The sequence below is a fragment of the Halalkalirubrum salinum genome, assembly GCF_005543295.1.
Lineage (GTDB): Archaea > Halobacteriota > Halobacteria > Halobacteriales > Haloferacaceae > Halalkalirubrum > Halalkalirubrum salinum.
The window spans coordinates 56,760-76,143 of the sequence record NZ_SRSG01000009.1 but is presented as its reverse complement, the minus strand read 5'-3'; the positions used below and the strand labels follow the sequence as shown (position 1 = coordinate 76,143).

The following is a 19,384-nucleotide window of genomic DNA, read 5'->3' as shown; positions in this document are numbered from 1 at the left end:
GAGCGTATGCGCCGGCTTCGGATTTCGGTCGTCTGTCTCTGTCTGGTCGTGTGTCTCTCGCTCGCTACTGCGCCGATCGCAGGCGCCACCGCTGGCTCGTCGATGCTTTCTGCGCAGCCAAGTGATCCAGATCCTCTCACCCAGCCACGCGATACGACTGTCGTACCGAACGAAACTACGGCGATCGACGACTCCGACACTCCCGCGTCGACACATGATCGAGACAATATCGAACAGACGATGCGGATCGATCGGACGCCATCACAGGTTGGTGAGTTCACTGTTGAACTCCACTATACAATCCCTGACCGTGTGACCCGGCTCAGTGCGACGGTGCCTTCAGCGGCGTCGGCCGTCGAAACCAGTGGCTTTGACGCGACAGACGATCGCGAGTACTCTTGGGATGGAGCCACGGAGGCACCGTCGATTACCTATCAGTTGTCGTCGAACCAGACGACCCAACAGGAGGGCCCAATCGGAGTTGACGGCCGCTTAGCGTTCGCAGAAACCCCTGACTGGGCGATCGTTCGACCGATTGGGCCAGGGCTCAGCTGGTCGTGGACCGGAAACACTGCCCGCGTCGGCGTCGATCGAACGCGATCGATCGTCGGTTCCGGTGCAACCGGTGAGTCGATGGTCTTTCTCGGCGAACATACCGAACACACCCGGACCGCCCACGGGCAAACGATTCGGCTGATTGTCCCCGATGATGCCGAGCTCGCAGCCGATCCCGAAGCAATCCTTGATCAAATTGTCTTCGCTTCCGACGCATTACGCGTGGGTGACCGCGATTCGGAGGTGTTCGTCGTCGCTGCACCAACAGGAGATGTTCCGTGGGCTGTCCGTGGACTGCAAACTGCTGATGCTGATATGTGGGTCGGCGACGACGAACGCCTCGATGATCCGAGTAACGTCTGGCTGCACGAATACGTCCACACGAGACAGAGCTTCGAATCGACAACTGACACCAAGTGGTTCATTGAGGGTGGTGCAAGCTACTACGCCGCTCGGTTGACACTCGAAGCGGGTGATATCCGGTTCGAGGAATTCCAACGTGAGCTTGCCCGCGGGGAGGCACCCGCCTACGAGGATGCTGTCCTCGCGGATCCCGAGACGTGGACTCCTGGCGCGCAGTACCGCAAGGGTGCGCTCGTGGCCGGCGAGCTCGATCGGCAGATACGGTCGGAGTCGGGAGGAGCAGCATCGATCGACCGAGTCTTTTCTGCGCTCAACGCCCGTTCGGAGCCGGTGACGACCGATCGCTTCCGGAGTGCCGTTGACGACGCTGGCGGATCAGAAACGGTCACGGCACACGACCGCTACGTATCGACCCGGGCGGTCCCATCGATGTGGGGCAGAACTGAACACGACACGACGTTCGGTTCGCTTCCTGCTCAGATTGAAGCCGATCAGCCCACGACGATCGGCGTCGGCGGTCCGTACAGAAACACGACAGCAACCCTCTCTCAGACGCCGATTCGGCTCGTCACCGACGAGTCAATTGCACTCGAAATTCCAGTGGAAAACTACGGCGGTACTGCCGGCGAGTACACTGTCGATTTCGCCGTGAACGATTCAATCGTTGCCAGTGACGCCGGCACGCTTGATCCTGGCGATCGCACCGTGGTCACCTTTGAGCACATGTTCGACACGCCCGGACGGTTCCCAGTCGTCGCCGGAGACAGCCGGTTTGTCGTCCGCGTCGAATCGCCAGCACCGCTGTCTGTCGGTTCGATCGAAACGAACCGCTCAACTGTCGGCCTGAACGAGTCAGTTGAAGTTGCCGCAAGTGTCGAGAACACCGCGTCAATCCCCGGCCGTGGGGAGTTTTCGATCGCCGTGGACGGAACCGAACGTGGCAGCCGCACTGTTCATCTTGACCGCGGCGCGAACGAGACGATTGCGGTGACGGAGTCGTTCGACGAACCGGGGAGTCACACAGTGATGATTGCCAATCAGTCGGTGACGATTGAGGTCTCAGACGAGGGCACTGGTGATGCCGTCGGGATTGATGGAACCGTGCCGGGGTTCACATCTGGTGTGGCGATCGTGGCCCTTTTGCTGAGCATTTTGATCGCTTGTCGGCGGAGTCGGTGATGTAACAAAGCGAGACTTCCACAGACTCCGACATTGGGTGTGCGAAATACAAAAGCTACGTCTCACCCGATCTGCGATCGTTCACGTTAGGGCCAGAGCCCGCGAGCGCCCTTCGCGCGAGCAATTCGAGACAATGCAACCGCGTACGCTGCATCTCGCCACGTCATCATCGCAGGATCGTAGACCGCCTCAACGTCTTCCCAGGCGGATTGCATCTTCGTCGTAAGTTTGGCTTCGATCTCTGCTTCGGTCCACGATTGGCGATTGATATCCTGGAGCCATTCGAAGTACGAAACGGTTACACCCCCGGCGTTAGCTAAAATGTCGGGGATAACCGGTACACCTCGGTCTTCAAGTACCGTGTCCGCATCGAACGTCGTCGGGCCGTTAGCTCCTTCGACAATAATGTCGGCAGCGATGACATCCGCGTTCGCTTCCGTGATCACGCCGCCGATCGCGGCAGGAATCAATATGTCTACGTCTAGTTCCAACAACTCCGCGTTTGAGCGCTGTTCTGGCGCATCTTCGAAGGTTGTGACTGCTTCGGGTTGCGTTTCGTGGTCGGGAATCGCCGATAACTCTAGTCCCGTCGGATCGTACACTGCTCCGCCAACGTCACTGACGGCGACGACCGCTGCACCCCACTCGTCAAGCAATCGCGCAGCGTTCGCCCCGACGCTGCCGAAGCCCTGAACCGCGACGGTCAGTCCGTCGATCGACTTTCCATAGTATCGTGCTGCCTCACGGGCAACGATCGCGACACTCCGTCCCGGTGCTTCTTCTCGACCTTCGCTCCCACCGATGACTGGTGGCTTGCCAGTAACGACACCGGGAATCGTTTCACCTTCCTGCATGCTGTAGGCGTCCATGAACCACGCCATCGTCTGGGCATCTGTCCCCATATCCGGTGCGGGTACATCTCGCGTCGGACCGATGACGTCGCGGATTTCCTCAGCAAACCGTCGTGTGAGTCGCTCGGTTTCGGCTGCAGAGAGCGCCTTTGGATCGACGGCAATCCCGCCCTTTGCGCCCCCAAACGGAAGGTCCATCACTGCACATTTCCAGGTCATCCACATCGCAAGCCCGGTGCACTCTTCGGCTGTTACTGCCGGGTGATAGCGCAGGCCTCCTTTGTACGGTCCCCGAACGTCATCGTGTTGGGCTCGATAGCCAGAGAGCACCTCAACCTCGCCGCTATCACGCCGAAGCGGCACCGATACCTGTACGACGCGTGTCGGGTGTCGAAGCCGTTCTATTACGTTTGGATCGACATCGACGAGTTCGGCGGCGCGTTCGAGTTGTAACAGCGCGTCCTCAAGTGTCGATGACGGTTCGCTTGTGGTCGTCTCACTCGTCCTCTCGGCGTCGGCTGACTGCGCAGTGTGCCGTTGCATGACTCACTCAATGGGCATCGACTTATTGCGGAGTCCACCGCCGCAACGCTCACACGTCCCAATTGAATCCTCAGAGACGATCGTCGCCCCACAGTTGAGACACTCAAACGTTGTCGGGGTCGTGGTGTCGTACCCGCTATCCCAGAATCGTGACGAGTGGTCGGTATCCTGCTCGGACATGGTGTTGCAATATTTGCCTGCAGATATAACCGTTATATTTTACAATTAAAGGGATAAGAATAACAAGCCTTGACTATTACATGTCCTGAACAGATCGATCAAACATCGCTTTGTACTGCCGCTTTTGTGCGCCACGGAGCCGCTGATAAAATGCCTGTGGGGAGATATCGAGGGCTGTGGCGACGTCTTCACCCGAACATGCCCGTGGGATTTCGAAGTATCCCGCGTGGTACGCGGTCCGTACAGCCTCGCGCTGTTTGTCAGTCAACGAGGGGTGTGTGCGGTCGTTGTCGACGGCACCCGATCGTTTGGTTTGCGTGACGAGCCGAGCGTTCGGAAGATGAGTGTTGACAATTGCATTCACTGCAGTCACGCCCGTCGGTTCACCAACAGCGACAATGAGCGTAGTCTGCTCGGCGTCGCTCGTAAAACGCTCGACTCGGACGCCGTGATCCGCAAGCGCTGCCGGCAGGAATTCTGTGCCTGATTGGAACCGAACCCGAAGCGAGACTGTTGTGTCGCGCTCGGAAACGATCGTTACGTCTTCGACGCCCGATCGATCCACAATTACCTGACGGGCCCGCTCGGCGGGAACACTCGCCGCGTCGATGAACAACGTCCGGCCGTCAGCGTCCATTCCGACCACTGAGATCGTGGTCTCGAGTTCGGCTGCAACTCGGCCGACAAACCCTGCCGGGGCGTCGGTTTCGTACCGTCGGACCGTTTCTGTCGCTCCGTCGCCGACGAGCGCCGCCTTCCGTGCGACCGCGCTTATTGCCGCGGCGACAGTGTGGCCTAATTCAGTGAGAACGTCGAATATCTCTCCATTGAACGCGTCGGGGCTAGCGGCGTAGACGGTTAATACGCCATGTGTCACCCCATCGACTGTCAGTGGGACACTTGCGACGGACTGATAGCCGTAGGTGAGTGCCGTTCGTCGCCATGCGGCTCCCCGCGGCTCAGCCGCGACGTTGTCGATCGCGATCGGCTCACCACGACGGTGCGCCTCCGCGCCCGGCTCGTTGGGATCTCCCTCGATCGCATCGAGATACGCTCCCGGACTGCCGGCCCACGCCCGTGGCTCGAGTGCACCCTCTCCGACTGACGAGCCAATCCACGCGAACGCGAACCGATCGGCAGTTAGCTGCTCACAGACGGCTCGCTCGATCGCTGACCGCGATTCGGCGGTTACGAGGTCCCGATCGACCGACCGGATGAGGGTATTGATCTCGTTCATACGCTCTAAGCGCTCGTTTCGCGACTGCAGCGTTCGGTCGTGCTCACGAAGTCGCTCCTCACGAGTCACGCGATCGAAGGCTGCCTCGACCGTTGCGGCAAAGAGTTCGGCAATCTCGATCGCGATGTCTGTCGCTCCCTCCGCGGCGGCCATCGGTTCACTGTCGGATGGATCGACCACGAGCACACCGTGTTCGTCCATCGGTACGCACACCTGCGTTCCAGCGGCCGAAAGGATCGACCCGGTCCGCAACTCCGCGTCCAGGAACGCTCGACTCAACTTGTTGTCGCCGATCGCAACCGGTGTGACTTGCCCGAACGACGCGGTCGCTGCATCGGTGTGGGATGAGGGGACGAGTTTGTTCGTCTCGCCGTCGTAACGATACATGATCGCCGCATCGAATCCGGGAACTCGTTCGATCCCGTCGATTGTCAGTGACGCAATCTCTTCGCGAGTTCCGGCGTACAGGAGTTGTTTTGCGGTATCGTGTACGACAGATACCGCCGTCTCTCGGCGCTTTCTTGTCGTAATGTCCCGACAGCTGTACAGTGTTGTGCCGCCCTGAATGTCAACACGCTTGACATTAATAAGCAGCGTGTGTTCGTGTCCGAACGCGTCAGTGGTCGTCGTTTCGATGTTCGTCAAGACACCTTTCTCGTCCAGCCGATCTGGATCAAACAATCTCTCCCCAAGCAGTTTGTCGACAGTGCCGAACGCTTCGATCTCCTCGACGGTGTACCCGAAAATGAACTGTACGTTCGGACAGATGTACGTAAACTCCCCGTCTGCGTCGGTAACCAACACCGTGTCGGTCATGTTGTTGAGTGTGACTCGGTGGAGTTCCTCGGATCGTTTGAGCCGATCGGCCAACTGTGCCCGCTCGCCAATGTCTTTGGCGGTCGCCAGCAGCCGATCGGGCCCGAGTGCTTCAACCTGTACCTCGACCGGGATCGTCTGGTTGGTCTCGGCTGGGTCGTTCGAGCGAGACTCACCGTCATCAGATGGAACGATCATGCTCGCTTCGATCGTCGTTGTGGTGCGGCCTGTCTCCGGACAATCGACTACTCGTTGGATCGTTTCGGCTAGGCGATCGCGATCGGCCTCGTCCCACCAGTCGCCATCGCCCCACACTGAGGCACGCTGGCTCTCTCCGAGCGTCGCTGCGGCGTCGTTCCGTTCGACGACCAATCCGTTGGCTGCGAGAAGCCACCGATAGCTGCCGTCGTTGAACAACGCCGTACAAACCGCTGGTGGCAACGATCTGTCACTGGCTCCGGTCATCGGCGGCCATACTCACCGGGGTCACAAAGCCGCGTCGGCCGACCACCCAAACGGCGCTCGTTCACTCGGCCAACAGCCCATCGCGAGCAGCCAAGAGGACGCCTTCGAGTGTCGCATCGTTCGTCGGCGCTTCACGGGCTGTGTCGATCGCCTCCTCGATCGGAATTGCTCGCGGGACCAGAAACTCGTTGGTATCGAGGGTGCGATCGCCCGGCGTGAGCCCTGTCGCAAACACAAACCCTCGGCGGTGCCGCAACAGCCCAGTCGTACACCAACAGGTCTGCAACAGCGAGACTGCCTCGGGCGAGAAACCGGTCTCTTCGCGGAGTTCGCGCTCTGCCGCGGCGGTGAACGATTCGCCCGATTCGACGATGCCCGCCGGCAGTTCCAGTTGGGTCTCTCTGATCGTTGGCCGGTACTGCTCGACGAACAGGACGTGCTCGTCTGTCACTGCGACGATCACGACCGCGGGGGGCAGTTCTGCCCAGTAGTACCGCTTTGTCGTCCCGTCCGGCTGTTCGACCAGATCGTAGCCGCCGGTGAACCAGCCGGTTTCGTACTCTGGCACTGATTCGATCACGTCCCATTCAGGCTCCGAGAGTGCCTGTTTGTGGTGTCTTTTCTCGGCCCTTGTGCCCTCGCTGTGATTCTTCTCGTCGGCCGTCCCATCCCCGCCGTGATGGTTGTCGTCGCTCATTACGTGCCCTCCGTAATCGAAACGAGATAATACTGTCCGTCGTGCTCGACGAGCACCCGATCGCCGTCGTCGCGAGCCGCGTCGGGGGTCTGTTGGGTTAGCGAGTCGAACTCGTCGAACGGCGAGTGCGTGAACGCGTCTTTCAGGCCGCCGAGGCCGCGCTGGTAGCCGTCTGATTGACCGTCTTCGGCTTCGAGCGCGCTCACGAGATACGGGTAGCGACGCTCGGAGACATCGGTTACGTTCGTCGCTTCCCCGCCATCGTCTGTCGTGGTCTCGACGGTCAGGTGGTACGTCGGGCCCGAACCCGTCAGCCCGGGCAGCGCACCCAGCGCCAGCAGGCCGACGACGATGATCCCGATCGCCCAGAGGGTATACCGCGTCCACCGGTGCATACCGCTCGTAGGCTTCCTCGTCGGATACCGGTTTCGACCTGTCGATCGATCCCAAGCACTGGGACGGCTCGTGGCTGCGGGCGGTATTCTGGTGCTGGAACGTTGGCCTCGCGCTCATGGTGTTCGTCTCCGTGTTGCCGGTTGGATTCCTCCAGTTGGACGTCGCGTTCACAGAAAGCTACGCCGCCGCACGGAGCCTCGCGTTCTACGAGCAGCCGATCGTCTAGACGCTGTTTTGGGCACGGCTGCCCGGCGACACGCTGATCATTGTCGGAACGGTGATTTACATGGCTGACCTGCTCCGCAAGCGGTTCGTCCTTCGGGCGTCTGCGGACGATCCGAGTGTCGAGGACACGGCCGTCGCGGAGGGTATCATCGGCGACGACGACTGATACGTGTCGCAGATTACCGGCCGATCGGGCCGCAGTGGCCGATCGGTTTTTGCCCACAGAACCCCCCGACTTCGTATGGAGTTCGGCTTCGAGCTCGCGTTGTGCACCCACCTCGAAGCGCAAACTGACGCCGTCATCGCCCGCCAACTCGGCGGCGCGGTCGCCGAGCCCGGCAGCCGGATCGTCGACGTTTGCCTCCTCGAACCGGGCCCCGCGTTCGATCGCCGAACAGCGATTACTTCTGCGGCAATCCCGCTCGCAGCGATCGAAAGCGACGTCGGTACTGGGGCGGCGGTCCGCCCGGGAAGCGCGTTTGACTGCCACCCCGATCGCGCCCGGAGTGTGACCGATCGGGCGATCGACATTGGCTTTTTTGCGTCCGAGCGCCGCGGCGGCCGCCGGTACGTCCGTCAGGCAACCCGGTACCCTGAGCGCTGGTTCGACGGCCTCGTCGCGATCGAAAACAAGCCGGATCTGGGTCGGCCGGGCGATCTCGAACGCCAGTTGCGCCTCGATGTCTCGCTTGCACTCTTCGAAGAGGTGATCCTCGCAACCGAAAGCTACGTTACCCGCGCCCACCTGAACCGCCTCCCGCCCGAGGTGGGCGTCTGGCGGTTTGACCTCGACGGCCGTGAATTAACGGTAATCCGTGAGCCAGAACCACTCCCAGTCGACGAGTCGGGCGTCGAACCGATCGCGTACAACCCACTTTCGACAGACATCGAGACGGTGACACCCGACGCTAAGCGCCGGAAGCGGCTCCGGATCGCCGAACGGGCCTATGGGAAGGGCTGGCGAACGTACGACATGCCGGCCTGCGAACACGCCGAGGCGACCGAGGCTGGATTGCCCTACTGTTCGGCGTACGATCGCATCGTCGATCCCGCCACTGACTGTGGGACCGACTGTCCCCGCCACGAGCCGGCCGATCAGCCAGCAGTCGACCTCGCGGCGCTCAGAGACGATCGATCGCCGTGGGTCCGCGACCCGGATGGGGTAGTGAAACGACAGGCAGGGCTCGATCGGTTCGGGTAACCCGCCCAGACATAGCTGATTCAACAGAGTCGATCGACACCAGAGCCGTCAAGCCGATAGTGCTCGCCGTCGACCGCCAGCGGCTCCTCGAAGGCCTCCTCGACCGGATAAAAGTGCGCAGTGTGAACGAGCCGCGTCTCCGTCGCGTTGAGTTCTGCCGCCAGCGAGAGTGCGCCCTCGCGGGTCATGTGCTTCGAGCCGAACGTCCGCGGCGTCCCCTCGTCATCGTAGTCTTTCCCACCAAGTGGGTGGTGTTCACACAACGATGCAGGAACGATCGCGTCGGCCAAAAACAGATCTGGATCGGCGAGTGCTGTCCGAGAGTCCTCGGGAATGTCGTAGCTCGAATCCCCCGAAAGCGAGAGTTTTGCGCCGGTTTCAGGGTCTTCGATCGTCAGTCCGAAACAGATGAGCGGCGGGTGATCGACCGGGACCAACCGTACCGAGAACCCACAGACCTCGAACGGTTCGAAGGGATCATGATCGACAACGGTGATTCGATCGAGGTAGTCGTATTTCCGGCGGATCGTGTCGGCGACCGACTCCTCAGTGATTGGATCGACTGTATTCGCCGCGTGGACCGGAAGGTTATCGAACACCCGGTAGGCGTTGCCCAGCCCGTCGAGGTGATCGAAGTGGATGTGGGTGATGATCGCCTCGTCAGGAAGCGATGCGTCGGTCGTCAGAAACTGGTGTCGAAAGTCAGGGCTGAGGTCAACGAGGAGTGATTCGTCGGTTCGCTCGTTGCGGACGTGGACGGAAAACCGGCTTCGGTGGACGCCGCGCTTGCGGGCTTCCGCGCAGGTGTCACACTCACAGCCGACGGTCGGCGTCCCGGTCGTGTCGCCGGTTCCAAGTAGTGTGACCTCCATCGCGCTCAGCGAATTGGGTCCGTTGGTTCGACTCGATCGCCGGTGTCGGCATCCTCGGAGCCGCTCTTTTCGTCTGTGTCACTTTCCTTATCGTGTGCGTCCCCTTCGTGGCTGTGAGCGTCATCACTGTGATCGTGATCGTGGTCGTGCGCATCGTCGCTATGATTATGGCCGCCGTGGCCATCACCACTCGCGCCGGTGATCGCCGCGCCGTCGCCGTCGATCATGTCCATATTCTTGAGGTTGTCGCGTTCCTCGAAGTCCTCGACTGCTGAAAGCAGGTCTTTCTGGGTGAGCTGCATGCGCTCTTCAGTGAGTGCTTCGAGCACCGCCTCTCGGAGGACGAGCCGCAGATCACTGCCGGTGAGCCCGCTCGTGAGCTCGGCGACCTCTGCGGGATCGAACTCGTCGATGTCCATCTGCTTGGTGATAACCTGCAGAATGTCTGCGCGCATCCCCACGTCGGGTTTCGGGAAGTTGACGATCTCGTCGAACCGCCGCCACGCCGCTGCGTCGAGCTGATCGGGGTGGTTCGTCGCCGCGATCAACAACACGTCGTCACGGATTAACGAGATGTCGTCGATCGACTTTAACAGGGTGTTGACCGCGCGCTTGAGCGCGGCGTGTTCGTCGCTGCGGCGGGTCTTTGCGACCGAGTCGAACTCGTCAATAAAGAGGATACACGGCGAGAGCCGCTTTGCGACCTCAAAGGTCTTCTCGACGTTTTTCGCCGTCTCGCCGAGGTACTGGCTTGTGATCATCGACAGCTTCACTTCGACGAACGGCAGCCCGAGATCGTGGGCGATCGCCCGTGAGATCGTCGTCTTACCGGTGCCGGGTGGACCGACGAAAAGCAGTTTGCCGATTTCCCGAAGGCCGATCGCCGCGAGGTAGTCGCGGTGTTCGATCGCTTTGACGATCTTTGCGATCTCGTCTTCTTGATCCTGGGTCAACACAAGGTCGTCGAGCGTCATCTCGATCTCTTCGGGCGCGCGGACGTTGACGAGATCGAGCATCTCTGCGTCCTCTTCCTCGTCGAAGTACTCCGCTAACAGCGCATCGATCCAGACCCGATCGGCCTCGATCGGGCGGGTGTTTTCACGCGCCTCCTCGTGGGTCACGTTGGCGTTGAAGTCCTCATGGGCTTCGATCGCGGCTGCCAGCGTCGGATTGGTCTGGAGCCGATCTTCGTCGGCGTGGTTGAGGAACCACTCGATCGCCATATCTGGCTGTGTGAGGCTGATCTCGCCGGTGAAGTCGGCTCGCTGGGTAAACAACAGCTCTGAGACTGCCTCCCACGGCTGTTCGACCCCCGTGGCTGTTCTCGCGATCGTGTCTGTCACCTTCAGGGGCCGTTCGACCCCGCCGGGATCGCCCTCTTCGTCACTTTCGGTCCAAAAGACCCGCCTGAATCGTGGCGGGAGATCATTCTCATCAAGCGATCGATTGTCCGTGTAGAGATGTGCGGTTAACACGAACTCGACCACGTCCAAGGCCGGGTCACTCATCTCACAAAACTTCTCGGTGTATGCGGTTAAGCGCGTCGAAGCGACTGGCACGCTGGGGGGCGTCACTGTGGCCAGCGCCTGGACACCGACTCCCCGGCGCGATCGATCTGAGCCGCCCGCGATCTGATCGTGAACGGCGAGTGGGCAGTATACTGCATTTCGAAACGACCGAACATTCCGTGACAATCAAACAGTTCTGTTCAGGATTCATCCGCAAATACAAATATTAGGTCAATACATACATATATATATTTGACAGATATCTGTTCCGGGTGTATGTAATTGTATTATTTCAACGGTCAGCGTTTTATTCATACAGGCAGTCAGCACAACACGAAACAACTGTATGAATCACCGATTGTCTGCTGCGATCGTATACAAACGATCACTATATGAGACGGTTCAGAACGGCTCAACCATGGTTCGCGAGCCCCATTCAGTAACCCGGAGGTATGTGTGTGGCCATAGGGCCTCCGAGCGTGCGTGTAGCCGCACGATCTGCGAACCGATCGACCTCGACGGCCAGTGGTCCGCTCGTCTGCTCGGTAGCATTGATCGTGAACTTGTTTGCGCGACCCGGACAGCCGCGCCCGCAACAACCGAATGAAGAGATCGACGATCGATGGCTGAGGATCGCCCGTTGTCTGGTCCAACCGCACCGCTCAAACCCGATACTGGCCGTGCCGGGATCGTTCTCGCCGGCGGTGAATCCGCCCGATTCCCGACGATCGACAAGGCACTTGCGCCGCTATCGGGGACACCACTACTCGCCCACGCCGTTGAGACGCTCGTCCCGATCGTCGACGAATTGTTCGTGAGCTGCCGCTATCGGCAAGTTGAGGAATTTGAGTCCGTTCTCTCGGATTTCGATGTACGATTCATTCCCGATCGAATTTCTGGACGAGGCCCAGTGTTCGGACTCCGTGACACCCTCTCTGAGACCGCAGCGGCCTATGCGGCGCTCCTTCCGTGCGATATGCCGTATGTGCCGACTGCGTTCGTCGAGACGCTTTTCACCCGTGCACGGAATCACACCGGCGCGCTCGCACAGGTCGATGGGCAGGCCCAGCCGTTTCCGGCCGCGATCCACGTCCGGGCCGGCCAGGATGCCTGCACGACGGCTATCCGCTCGGGCGACCCCTCTCTTCCTCGATTTATTGACGAACTCGAACCGATCGTCATCTCTGAACCAGAGGTCTTTGCCCACGTCCCCGACAGGGCGTTTACGAACATCAACACTCCCGACGATCTGCTGGATCAACAAAAGAGACCTCTGTGAGCCGATCCAGAGGTGATTATCCCGCCCAGTGCACACTCATTATTGGCTCCATGCACGCCATCATGACTGGCAGACAGGTCAAACGCATACCATCATGACTGGCAGACAGGTCAAACGCATACCGTTGTAGCTGAGTGACGGGATCCTCTTGGGGGATTGGCGTCGGTGAACTCGCGGTCGATTCCTCGCAGTTTCAGGCTGATTTAAGATCGTGAAGAATAATCGTCCGGTATGACAGACACCACGACCCCGGTAATCGCGGCAGCCTACCGAACTCCACAGGGGAAAGGCGGCGGCGTCTTCGCGGACGTCAGAAGCGAGGACCTTTCGATCGCGCTCATTGACCACATCCTGTCCGAAACCGGCCTCACAGGCGAGCACGTTGACGACCTGATGTGGGGCTGTGCCCAACAGCGGACCGAACAGGACAACAATGTCGCGCGGGTCATCGCGCTGTTGTCCGAGCTGGGTGAGAGCGTTCCCGCGACGACGATCAACCGATGGTGTGCCTCGTCAATGCAGTCGGTTATCTCCGCGAGCGACGCGATCGCGGCGGGCAACCGCGAGGCGATCATCGCTGGCGGCGTTGAGAATATGTCGCGGGTTCCGATGGATGGTGACTCCTACCAGCACCTCCATCCGGAACTCTCCGAGCAGTACAACATCTTTCAGCTCCAGATGGGGATGACCGCCGAAAAAGTCGCCGAAGAGTACGATGTTTCCCGGGAGGTCCAAGACGAGTACGCCTATAAGAGTCACATGCGCGCCGCCGAGGCGACTGAATCCGGCCGGTTCGACGACGAGATCGTTCCGATCGAAACCGATGACGGCCTGGTCGACGCCGACGAGGGTATCCGTCCGGACACGACGATCGAGACGCTGGCTGGACTTTCGCCGGCGTTCACCGGCGACGGTACCGTCACCGCCGGGAACTCCTCACAGATATCCGACGGCGCGTCGGCGACGCTCGTGACGAGCAAGGCCTTCGCCGAGGACCACGGGCTCGACGTCCTCGCTGAGATTGGCACAAATGCCGTCGCCGGTGTCGACCCGACGGTAATGGGAATCGGCCCCGTCCCGGCGACCCGGAGCCTCCTCGAACGCGCTGGCCGATCGATCGACGACTACGACCTCGTCGAGCTCAACGAGGCGTTCGCAAGCCAGTGTGTCTACGCCCGCGACGAACTTGGAATCGACCCCGAGATCTACAACGTCAACGGCGGCGCGATCGCGATCGGCCATCCGCTCGGGGCCTCGGGTGCACGGCTACCGGTTACGCTCATTCATGAAATGCAAAAACGCGACGCCGATCGCGGGCTCGCGACGCTGTGTGTTGGGTTTGGGCAGGGTGCGGCGATCGAGTTCAGTCGGTGAACATCGGGGACGATCGTGTCGGCTGTGTCCTCACGCGCCCGAAACGAAATACACCGCGAGTATGGCGAAGACAATGCCGAGCGCTTTCCGGGTGGTGAACTCCTCGCCCAGCAGGAGAAACCCGATTACCGAAGAGAACACGAGAAACATTGCGAAGATGGGCGTGACAACGCTGACTGGGCCCAGGGCCAGCGATCGGTACAGTGCGAGGATTCCAATCCCCAAAAAGACGCCTGCGGCGAGTACGTACACTATGTTCGGTGAGGACAAGTGAGCGACAAAGCCTTGACCTGTATACCACAACACACCGATTGCCATTATTATAAGCAGGGTGTTAGAGATGACAACAGCAACGTCGCTCGGAACCGCGTCAGGACCGGTCGTTGCGACGCGCATGAGTGGGGAGACAAGCGCATACGCCCCCATCGCAAGAAGTGCATACGGCAGGTATGTGACCTCCATACGGACGTCTTGGCCGGCACGGACAAGTGTTTGCCGACCGTTGGATCCTCTCTGCTCTGAATCCATCCGTTTGACTGAGAACGAAGATACTCAGCTTCCCGCCCTCAAGAGTCTACAGCAGCGGCGAGTAGGCAGCGTCCACCGCTGTAATTTTCACATTTCGCCAGCAATCACTCCTCAGCTTCTAGCTCCCAGCCCACGAACGAGTCTTCGGTCTCGACATCGAACGCCGAGAGCATCCGCGACAGGCCGAAATATCCGCCAACGAGGCCCACAATCCCGACGATCGTCGCCTCGCTGTACCGCTCAGCAATCTGATCGTGCAGTTCGTCAGTGACCTCGTCGTCGAGGACCGCACGAACGTAGGTCAAAAGCAGTGCCTCTGGGTCATCGAACGCGTCGTACTCGCGAGCACCGATCGCCCTGATTTCCGCGTCGCTGATGCCAACATCCCGCGCCACGTTCACGTGTTGGTGCCACTCGTACGGCGAGGGTGCCTCACGAGAAACGGTGAGTATGGCGAGCTCGCGGCTTTGATCGTCGAGTCCCGAATCCTGCCACAAGGAGCCAAGGAACGTCCGTATCCCATAGAGTACCTCGGGATTGTTACCGATCGCGCTGTAGACGTTGACCGGTTTGCCCTGCAGCGCCGAAACGAGTAGATCCTGGTACGCTGCCGGCAGATCCTCAGCGTGCGCGTAATCGATCCGTGCCATGAGGACGAAATGCGCCGTGAGCTAATAGCCTAACTGGTGCACAGACTGTCACTGCTGGTCGATCGCGACTGCCCGAACCGGCGAGCCGTCGGCGGCTTCGATCGCCAGCGGGTACGCGTGCAGATCGATGCGATCGCCGACCCCAGCCAACCCACAGAGGTTCTCAACAATGAGCCGATCGGCCGCGAACAGCCCGTGGTGGGCCGGATACTTCGACGGCTCTCCGGAAGCCGCGTTTGCGGTTGGCGTTGGATCGACGTTGAGCATATCCACGCCGAGGTGCAGTTCTCGCTCGGCGAGCCATGCCGCCGCGTCGCCCGTCAGATACGGGTGGTCGAAGTAGCGATCGTCGCCCCAGTAGGCTTCCCAGCCAGTCCGCAGGATCACCATGTCGAGATTGCTACGATTGTCCGCTGCTGCTCGATCGGCCAACATCGATCGCGCGATCGGTTCTCGATCGTCGAGGGGCCGACAGTCAACGATCGCCGCCTCGAAGCGAAACGTCTCCGGCGGATACGTATCCAGCGTCCGGCCGTTGTCGACCATGTGCGCCGGCGCGTCCATGTGGGTTCCCGTGTGCGAATCGAGTTTGATCGCCGTCGTCCGGAACCCGTCTTCGGTAACCGTTGCGGCGGGTTCGATCGACACCGGCGGCGTTCCCGGATAGACGACCATGTCCGAACGGAGCGGCCGCGAGAGATTGTGCGTCCCCATCAGTCGTCCGCCGGGGCTGCGTCGGCGGCTTCGTCCTGTACCAGCCCGTCTGTGGTCCATCCGCGCGCCTCGTAGTATGCGTCGATTCCCTCGGCCAGTCCCTCGATCTCGTCGGCGTATGGCAGGGTATCGACGGAGCGATCGAAGCCGCGATTGTTGTTGAACGCCCGCTCGAGCGTGACGATCCGATCGCCCACCGAAAGCAGCGTCTCGAACTCAGCGTCGAACAGCGCTTCGAAGCGATCGTCGGTCATCATTCCGCGGGAGAACCGACAGATAACGCCGCAGTCCTCGAGCGCCCGGGTGTTTTCCTGTCGGATGACCGCTCGCGCCTTCTCCGGGGTAATCCCCTCGGGATCGAACGCCTCTGTGCTGTCGACGAGCGGATACTCCCAGGCGTAAAACGTCGCGTACATATGATCTGCCCCGCGGTTCGCTACGGCGTACGACAAGGCCTGCCCGTGGAGCCGCCGGCCTTCGTGGCCGGGGAACTCCATGCCTTTCACCGACCAGTTTTCGACGCCGAGCGCCTCGTGACAGCGATCGACGCCCTCCGCGAGCAGGTCGCCAACCCCCTCTCTGCGGGCGATCTTTTCGATCAACTCGTGGATCAGTTCTGTGTTCCCGAACTCGTCTTCGCTCGCGAGATAAGCGGCGATCGTGTCCCCACAGGAGATGGTGTCGAGCCCGTAGATGTCACACAACTCGTTTGACTGCATCACATCGACGATGTCGTCGGTTGCGGTGTTCGAGCCGAACGCCATGATCGTCTCGAACTCCGGGCCTTCTGTCTCGACGCCACGGACGTCGTCTTTCGTCGGCAGCTTACAGGCGAACGCACACGACGAGCACGTCCCCTTCTTGTATTTTTTCGATTCGACGGCGTCGCCGTTAATCTGTTCTGCACTCTCGAAGGATGTCTCCGAAAAGTACCGGGTTGGCAATCCATCGGTTTCGTTGGCCAATTCGGTCACGCTCGCGGTTCCCTGCCGTTTCATGATGCTATCGCTCGTTGCGGCCTCGCGGTGGATCTCTCCGGCCGCCGCAGGGAAGTCGAGTTCGAGTTCAGGCGCGGAATCACCTTCCACGGTGATCGCCTTCACGTTCTTCGAACCCATCACCGCTCCCAATCCGCCGCGGCCGAACGCGCGCGACTCGGTCGTCATGATCGACGCGAACCGAACCTCGTTCTCGCCAGCGGGGCCGATCGCAATGATGTGTGTTTCGTCAAGCCCACGCGTCTTCTCGACGTGGGTTGTCACCGCGGGAACCGTCGCCCCTGCGAGTTCTGCGACCGGCTCAAAGGTCACCTCCTCGTCTGTTACGTGGACAATAACCGGCTCCTCGCTTGCGCCGACCAGCTCGATGGCCGCATAGCCGGTATCGACGAGGTTTCGCGAGACGAACCCACCCGCGTTCGACGAGAGCAGCCCGTTCGTCAGCGGTGAGACGCCCGTTGCATTCGTTCGACCGGTAAACGACATCGTCGACTGCTGCATCGGGCCCGTCGCGAAATACAGCCGATTTTCGGGACCGAGTGGATCGACGTCCTGTGGGATCCGATCGCTCGCCAGTTTTGTACACACTCCACGCCCGCCGATGAACGACGCGAGGATGTCGTCGATTTGCTCGCGCACGACTTGACGCTCGCGCACGTCGATCGAGAGTAGCTCGCCTGTCGCGTGTCTCATGCGTATTTATTCTCCAACATCGATGATAAACCTCGTGGGGCGTTTGCGAATCTGGTTTCAGACAGGGATACCTGTAAAATCAGTTTTCGTAAATAAGCTCGACCTCGTCGGCGAACCGATCGAGGATATTGCGTCGTTTCTTTTTCATCGTCGGGGTCAACAGGTCGTTCTCTTCGGTGAACTCTTCGGGTACCAAGCGGAACTGTTTGATCTGCTGGTACGGTTCGAAGCGTTCGTTGACCGAATCGACCTCCTCACGGATCCGTGATTTGACCCGGTCGTCTCGGGCGATCGCTGCCCGTTCGTCTGGCAGATCGATGCCCTCGCGGTCGGCCCACGAGTTGATGGCTTCCATGTTCGGGACAAACAGTGCACTGACGAACTTTCGACCGTCCCCGAGAACCATGCACTGCTCGATGTACTCGTTGGCTGCGAACGCGTCCTCGATCGGCCCCGGTGCGACGTTTTTGCCCGTCGAGAGGACGAGCAGCTGTTTGGCTCGCTCCTCGAACGCGATGTACCCATCCGGCCGGAGTTCGACCACGTCTCCCGTTCGGAACCACCCCTCGTCGGTGAAGGCGTTGGCGCTCTCCTCAGGAAGATTCCAGTAGCCGTCGGTCACATTTGGCCCTTTCACCAGGAGTTCACCGACCTCACCGCCGGCATCGCCGGTGGCTCCACCAGCGACCGACGTGTCGACCTGTACCTCGACCCCGTGAACCGGCGCGCCGATCGTCCCCACCTTCGGCGCTTCTGCCGGGTTCACGGTGATGACCGGCGAGGTCTCTGTCAGCCCATAGCCTTCGAGCACTGGGACCCCCATGCCGTGATACAGCGCACACAGCTCCGCTGAGAGGCTCCCACCGCCGCTTATGAAGAAGTCAATGTCACCGCCGACGCCGTCTCTGACCTTTTCAAACACGAGCCGATCGGCGATCGCGTGTTTGGCACTCAAGAGCGTGCCCGGCTCCTCGGCAGTGTGGTACGCTTTTCCGACTCCGACTGCCCACTCGAAGATGCGTGCTTTGATCGGGGACTCGCTCGCCTGCGCGCGGATCGCATCGTAGAGCTTCTCATATACCCGCGGGACCGATCCTGCGACGTTTGGCCGGACGAGCTGAAAATCCTCGCGGAGGGTGTCTGGGCTTTCGGCGTACGCGACGGTTGCACCGGCTGCGAACATCAAAAAGTGTCCGGCCATCCGCTCGAAGACGTGCGCGAGCGGAAGAAATGAGATCGTCTTTGTTCCAGGGCTGATCGTCGGCACGTCCGGGGCCTTGTCGGGCCGCGGCAGGAACCGACGGAGTGATTGGTTGACGTTCGATCGGAAGTTCCAGTGGGTCAGCCGGACCCCTTTCGGCTGTCCAGTCGTTCCGGAGGTGTAGATGAGACTCGCGAGATCCGCAGGGGCGCGTTCGTCGAGCCACGACTGGTAGGTGTCCTCGTCGTAGGTGGATTCGCCCATTTTGTACAGTTCTCCGAGCGTGTGGATGTCCTCGCGATCGCGTGCCGCCCCAGCCATGCCACTGCCGTCGGGAATTTTGTCGATGACGATAATGAACGAGAGATCGAGGTCGTCTTCGACGGCAAGGACGCGCCGCAGCGCGTTTGCGTCCTCGACTACGACGCCTGAGGCCTCCGAGTCCCCGAGCAGGTGCCGGACTTGCTGTTCCGACGAGGAACTGTAGACGGTGGTGACGACACCGCCGGCGGCGAGGACTGCAAAGTCTGTGTGCGCCCACTCTATTCGTGTCTCTGCAAAGATGCCGACCCGATCGCCCGCTTCGACGCCGAGTTCTCGAAATCCTGTCGCAAGCCGGCGAACGATCGATCGCATCTCCGCGTACGTCAACTCGCGATAGGTTTCTGGGTCTGCCGGGGTGACGACGCCGGCGGTCGCGAGCGTCCGATCGTACACACCGCCTTTGTACCGCTGAGCGGGTCGATCGGCGTTCCGCTCCACGCTCGCCTCGAACATCTCTATGAGCGTTGTCCGCTCGAAGATCTCGTGTTCGAACGACGCTTCGCGATCCCTGAAATTCATGCCCTGACCCACTCTA

Annotated in this window: 16 protein-coding genes and 1 pseudogene; 5 read left to right on the top strand and 12 right to left on the bottom strand. The window is 60.6% G+C overall.

The window, feature by feature from the left end; all coding sequences use genetic code 11:
- The first annotated feature begins 6 nt into the window (after positions 1–6).
- Positions 7–2,097: a hypothetical protein gene (locus tag E5K03_RS03020; protein WP_138004891.1), complete on the top strand. Its 2,091-nt coding sequence runs from the start codon at positions 7–9 to the stop codon at positions 2,095–2,097.
- An 86-nt stretch (positions 2,098–2,183) separates the two neighbouring features.
- Here the strand turns inward: E5K03_RS03020 and gdhB are convergent, their stop codons facing one another.
- The 5 genes from gdhB to E5K03_RS02995 form a co-directional block, all read right to left on the bottom strand.
- Complete coding sequence (gene gdhB / locus E5K03_RS03015; RefSeq protein ID WP_138004890.1) at positions 2,184–3,491, bottom strand: glutamate dehydrogenase GdhB; 1,308 nt, start codon at positions 3,489–3,491, stop codon at positions 2,184–2,186.
- A 3-nt stretch (positions 3,492–3,494) separates the two neighbouring features.
- A complete protein-coding gene (locus tag E5K03_RS03010; RefSeq protein ID WP_137196908.1) occupies positions 3,495–3,671 on the bottom strand; it encodes a rubrerythrin-like domain-containing protein in 177 nt (58 codons plus the stop codon).
- Between the two features lie 76 nt (positions 3,672–3,747).
- Positions 3,748–6,189 carry a GAF domain-containing protein gene (locus E5K03_RS03005; protein ID WP_138004889.1) on the bottom strand — a complete coding sequence of 814 codons (2,442 nt, stop codon included), beginning with the start codon at positions 6,187–6,189 and terminating at the stop codon, positions 3,748–3,750.
- Positions 6,190–6,250: 61 nt separating this feature from the next.
- A complete protein-coding gene (locus E5K03_RS03000) occupies positions 6,251–6,886 on the bottom strand; it encodes an NUDIX hydrolase (protein WP_138004888.1) in 636 nt (211 codons plus the stop codon).
- The gene (locus tag E5K03_RS02995; protein ID WP_138004887.1) at positions 6,886–7,281 is read right to left on the bottom strand and encodes a hypothetical protein; all 396 of its coding nucleotides are present in this window, start codon (positions 7,279–7,281) and stop codon (positions 6,886–6,888) included. The genes E5K03_RS03000 and E5K03_RS02995 overlap by 1 nt, the downstream gene beginning before the upstream one ends.
- A 38-nt stretch (positions 7,282–7,319) precedes the next feature.
- Between E5K03_RS02995 and E5K03_RS02990 the strand changes: the two are divergent.
- Positions 7,320–7,673, top strand: a pseudogene (locus E5K03_RS02990) (nitric-oxide reductase large subunit); the annotation flags it as partial.
- Positions 7,674–7,748: 75 nt separating this feature from the next.
- A complete protein-coding gene (locus tag E5K03_RS02985) occupies positions 7,749–8,708 on the top strand; it encodes a DUF5787 family protein (protein WP_138004886.1) in 960 nt (319 codons plus the stop codon).
- A 20-nt stretch (positions 8,709–8,728) separates the two neighbouring features.
- Here the strand turns inward: E5K03_RS02985 and E5K03_RS02980 are convergent, their stop codons facing one another.
- Both E5K03_RS02980 and E5K03_RS02975 read right to left on the bottom strand, forming a co-directional pair.
- A complete protein-coding gene (locus E5K03_RS02980) occupies positions 8,729–9,580 on the bottom strand; it encodes an MBL fold metallo-hydrolase (protein WP_138004885.1) in 852 nt (283 codons plus the stop codon).
- A 5-nt stretch (positions 9,581–9,585) separates the two neighbouring features.
- Positions 9,586–11,088 carry an ATP-binding protein gene (locus tag E5K03_RS02975; protein ID WP_138004884.1) on the bottom strand — a complete coding sequence of 501 codons (1,503 nt, stop codon included), beginning with the start codon at positions 11,086–11,088 and terminating at the stop codon, positions 9,586–9,588.
- Between the two features lie 622 nt (positions 11,089–11,710).
- Between E5K03_RS02975 and E5K03_RS02970 the strand changes: the two genes are divergently transcribed.
- Together E5K03_RS02970 and E5K03_RS02965 are read left to right on the top strand one after the other, a co-directional pair.
- Positions 11,711–12,367 (top strand): molybdenum cofactor guanylyltransferase, encoded by a 657-nt coding sequence (locus tag E5K03_RS02970; protein ID WP_138004883.1) that lies wholly within the window; start codon positions 11,711–11,713, stop codon positions 12,365–12,367.
- Between the two features lie 231 nt (positions 12,368–12,598).
- A complete protein-coding gene (locus E5K03_RS02965) occupies positions 12,599–13,741 on the top strand; it encodes a thiolase family protein (protein WP_138004882.1) in 1,143 nt (380 codons plus the stop codon).
- A gap of 30 nt (positions 13,742–13,771) precedes the next feature.
- Here E5K03_RS02965 and E5K03_RS02960 read toward each other — a convergent pair whose 3' ends face one another.
- From E5K03_RS02960 to E5K03_RS02940, 5 genes are all read right to left on the bottom strand, one after another.
- Positions 13,772–14,203, bottom strand: coding sequence for an EamA family transporter (locus E5K03_RS02960; RefSeq protein WP_138004881.1), 432 nt, complete (start codon positions 14,201–14,203; stop codon positions 13,772–13,774).
- Positions 14,204–14,373: 170 nt separating this feature from the next.
- Positions 14,374–14,919 carry a carboxymuconolactone decarboxylase family protein gene (locus E5K03_RS02955; RefSeq protein WP_138004880.1) on the bottom strand — a complete coding sequence of 182 codons (546 nt, stop codon included), beginning with the start codon at positions 14,917–14,919 and terminating at the stop codon, positions 14,374–14,376.
- Positions 14,920–14,967: 48 nt separating this feature from the next.
- Entirely contained in the window at positions 14,968–15,633 is a 666-nt protein-coding gene (locus E5K03_RS02950; protein WP_138004879.1) for a cyclase family protein, read from the bottom strand.
- Positions 15,633–17,324 (bottom strand): aldehyde ferredoxin oxidoreductase family protein, encoded by a 1,692-nt coding sequence (locus tag E5K03_RS02945; protein ID WP_138004878.1) that lies wholly within the window; start codon positions 17,322–17,324, stop codon positions 15,633–15,635. The genes E5K03_RS02950 and E5K03_RS02945 overlap by 1 nt, the downstream gene beginning before the upstream one ends.
- Before the next feature lie 79 nt (positions 17,325–17,403).
- The gene (locus E5K03_RS02940) at positions 17,404–19,368 is read right to left on the bottom strand and encodes an AMP-dependent synthetase/ligase (RefSeq protein ID WP_138004877.1); all 1,965 of its coding nucleotides are present in this window, start codon (positions 19,366–19,368) and stop codon (positions 17,404–17,406) included.
- Positions 19,369–19,384 lie beyond the last annotated feature (16 nt).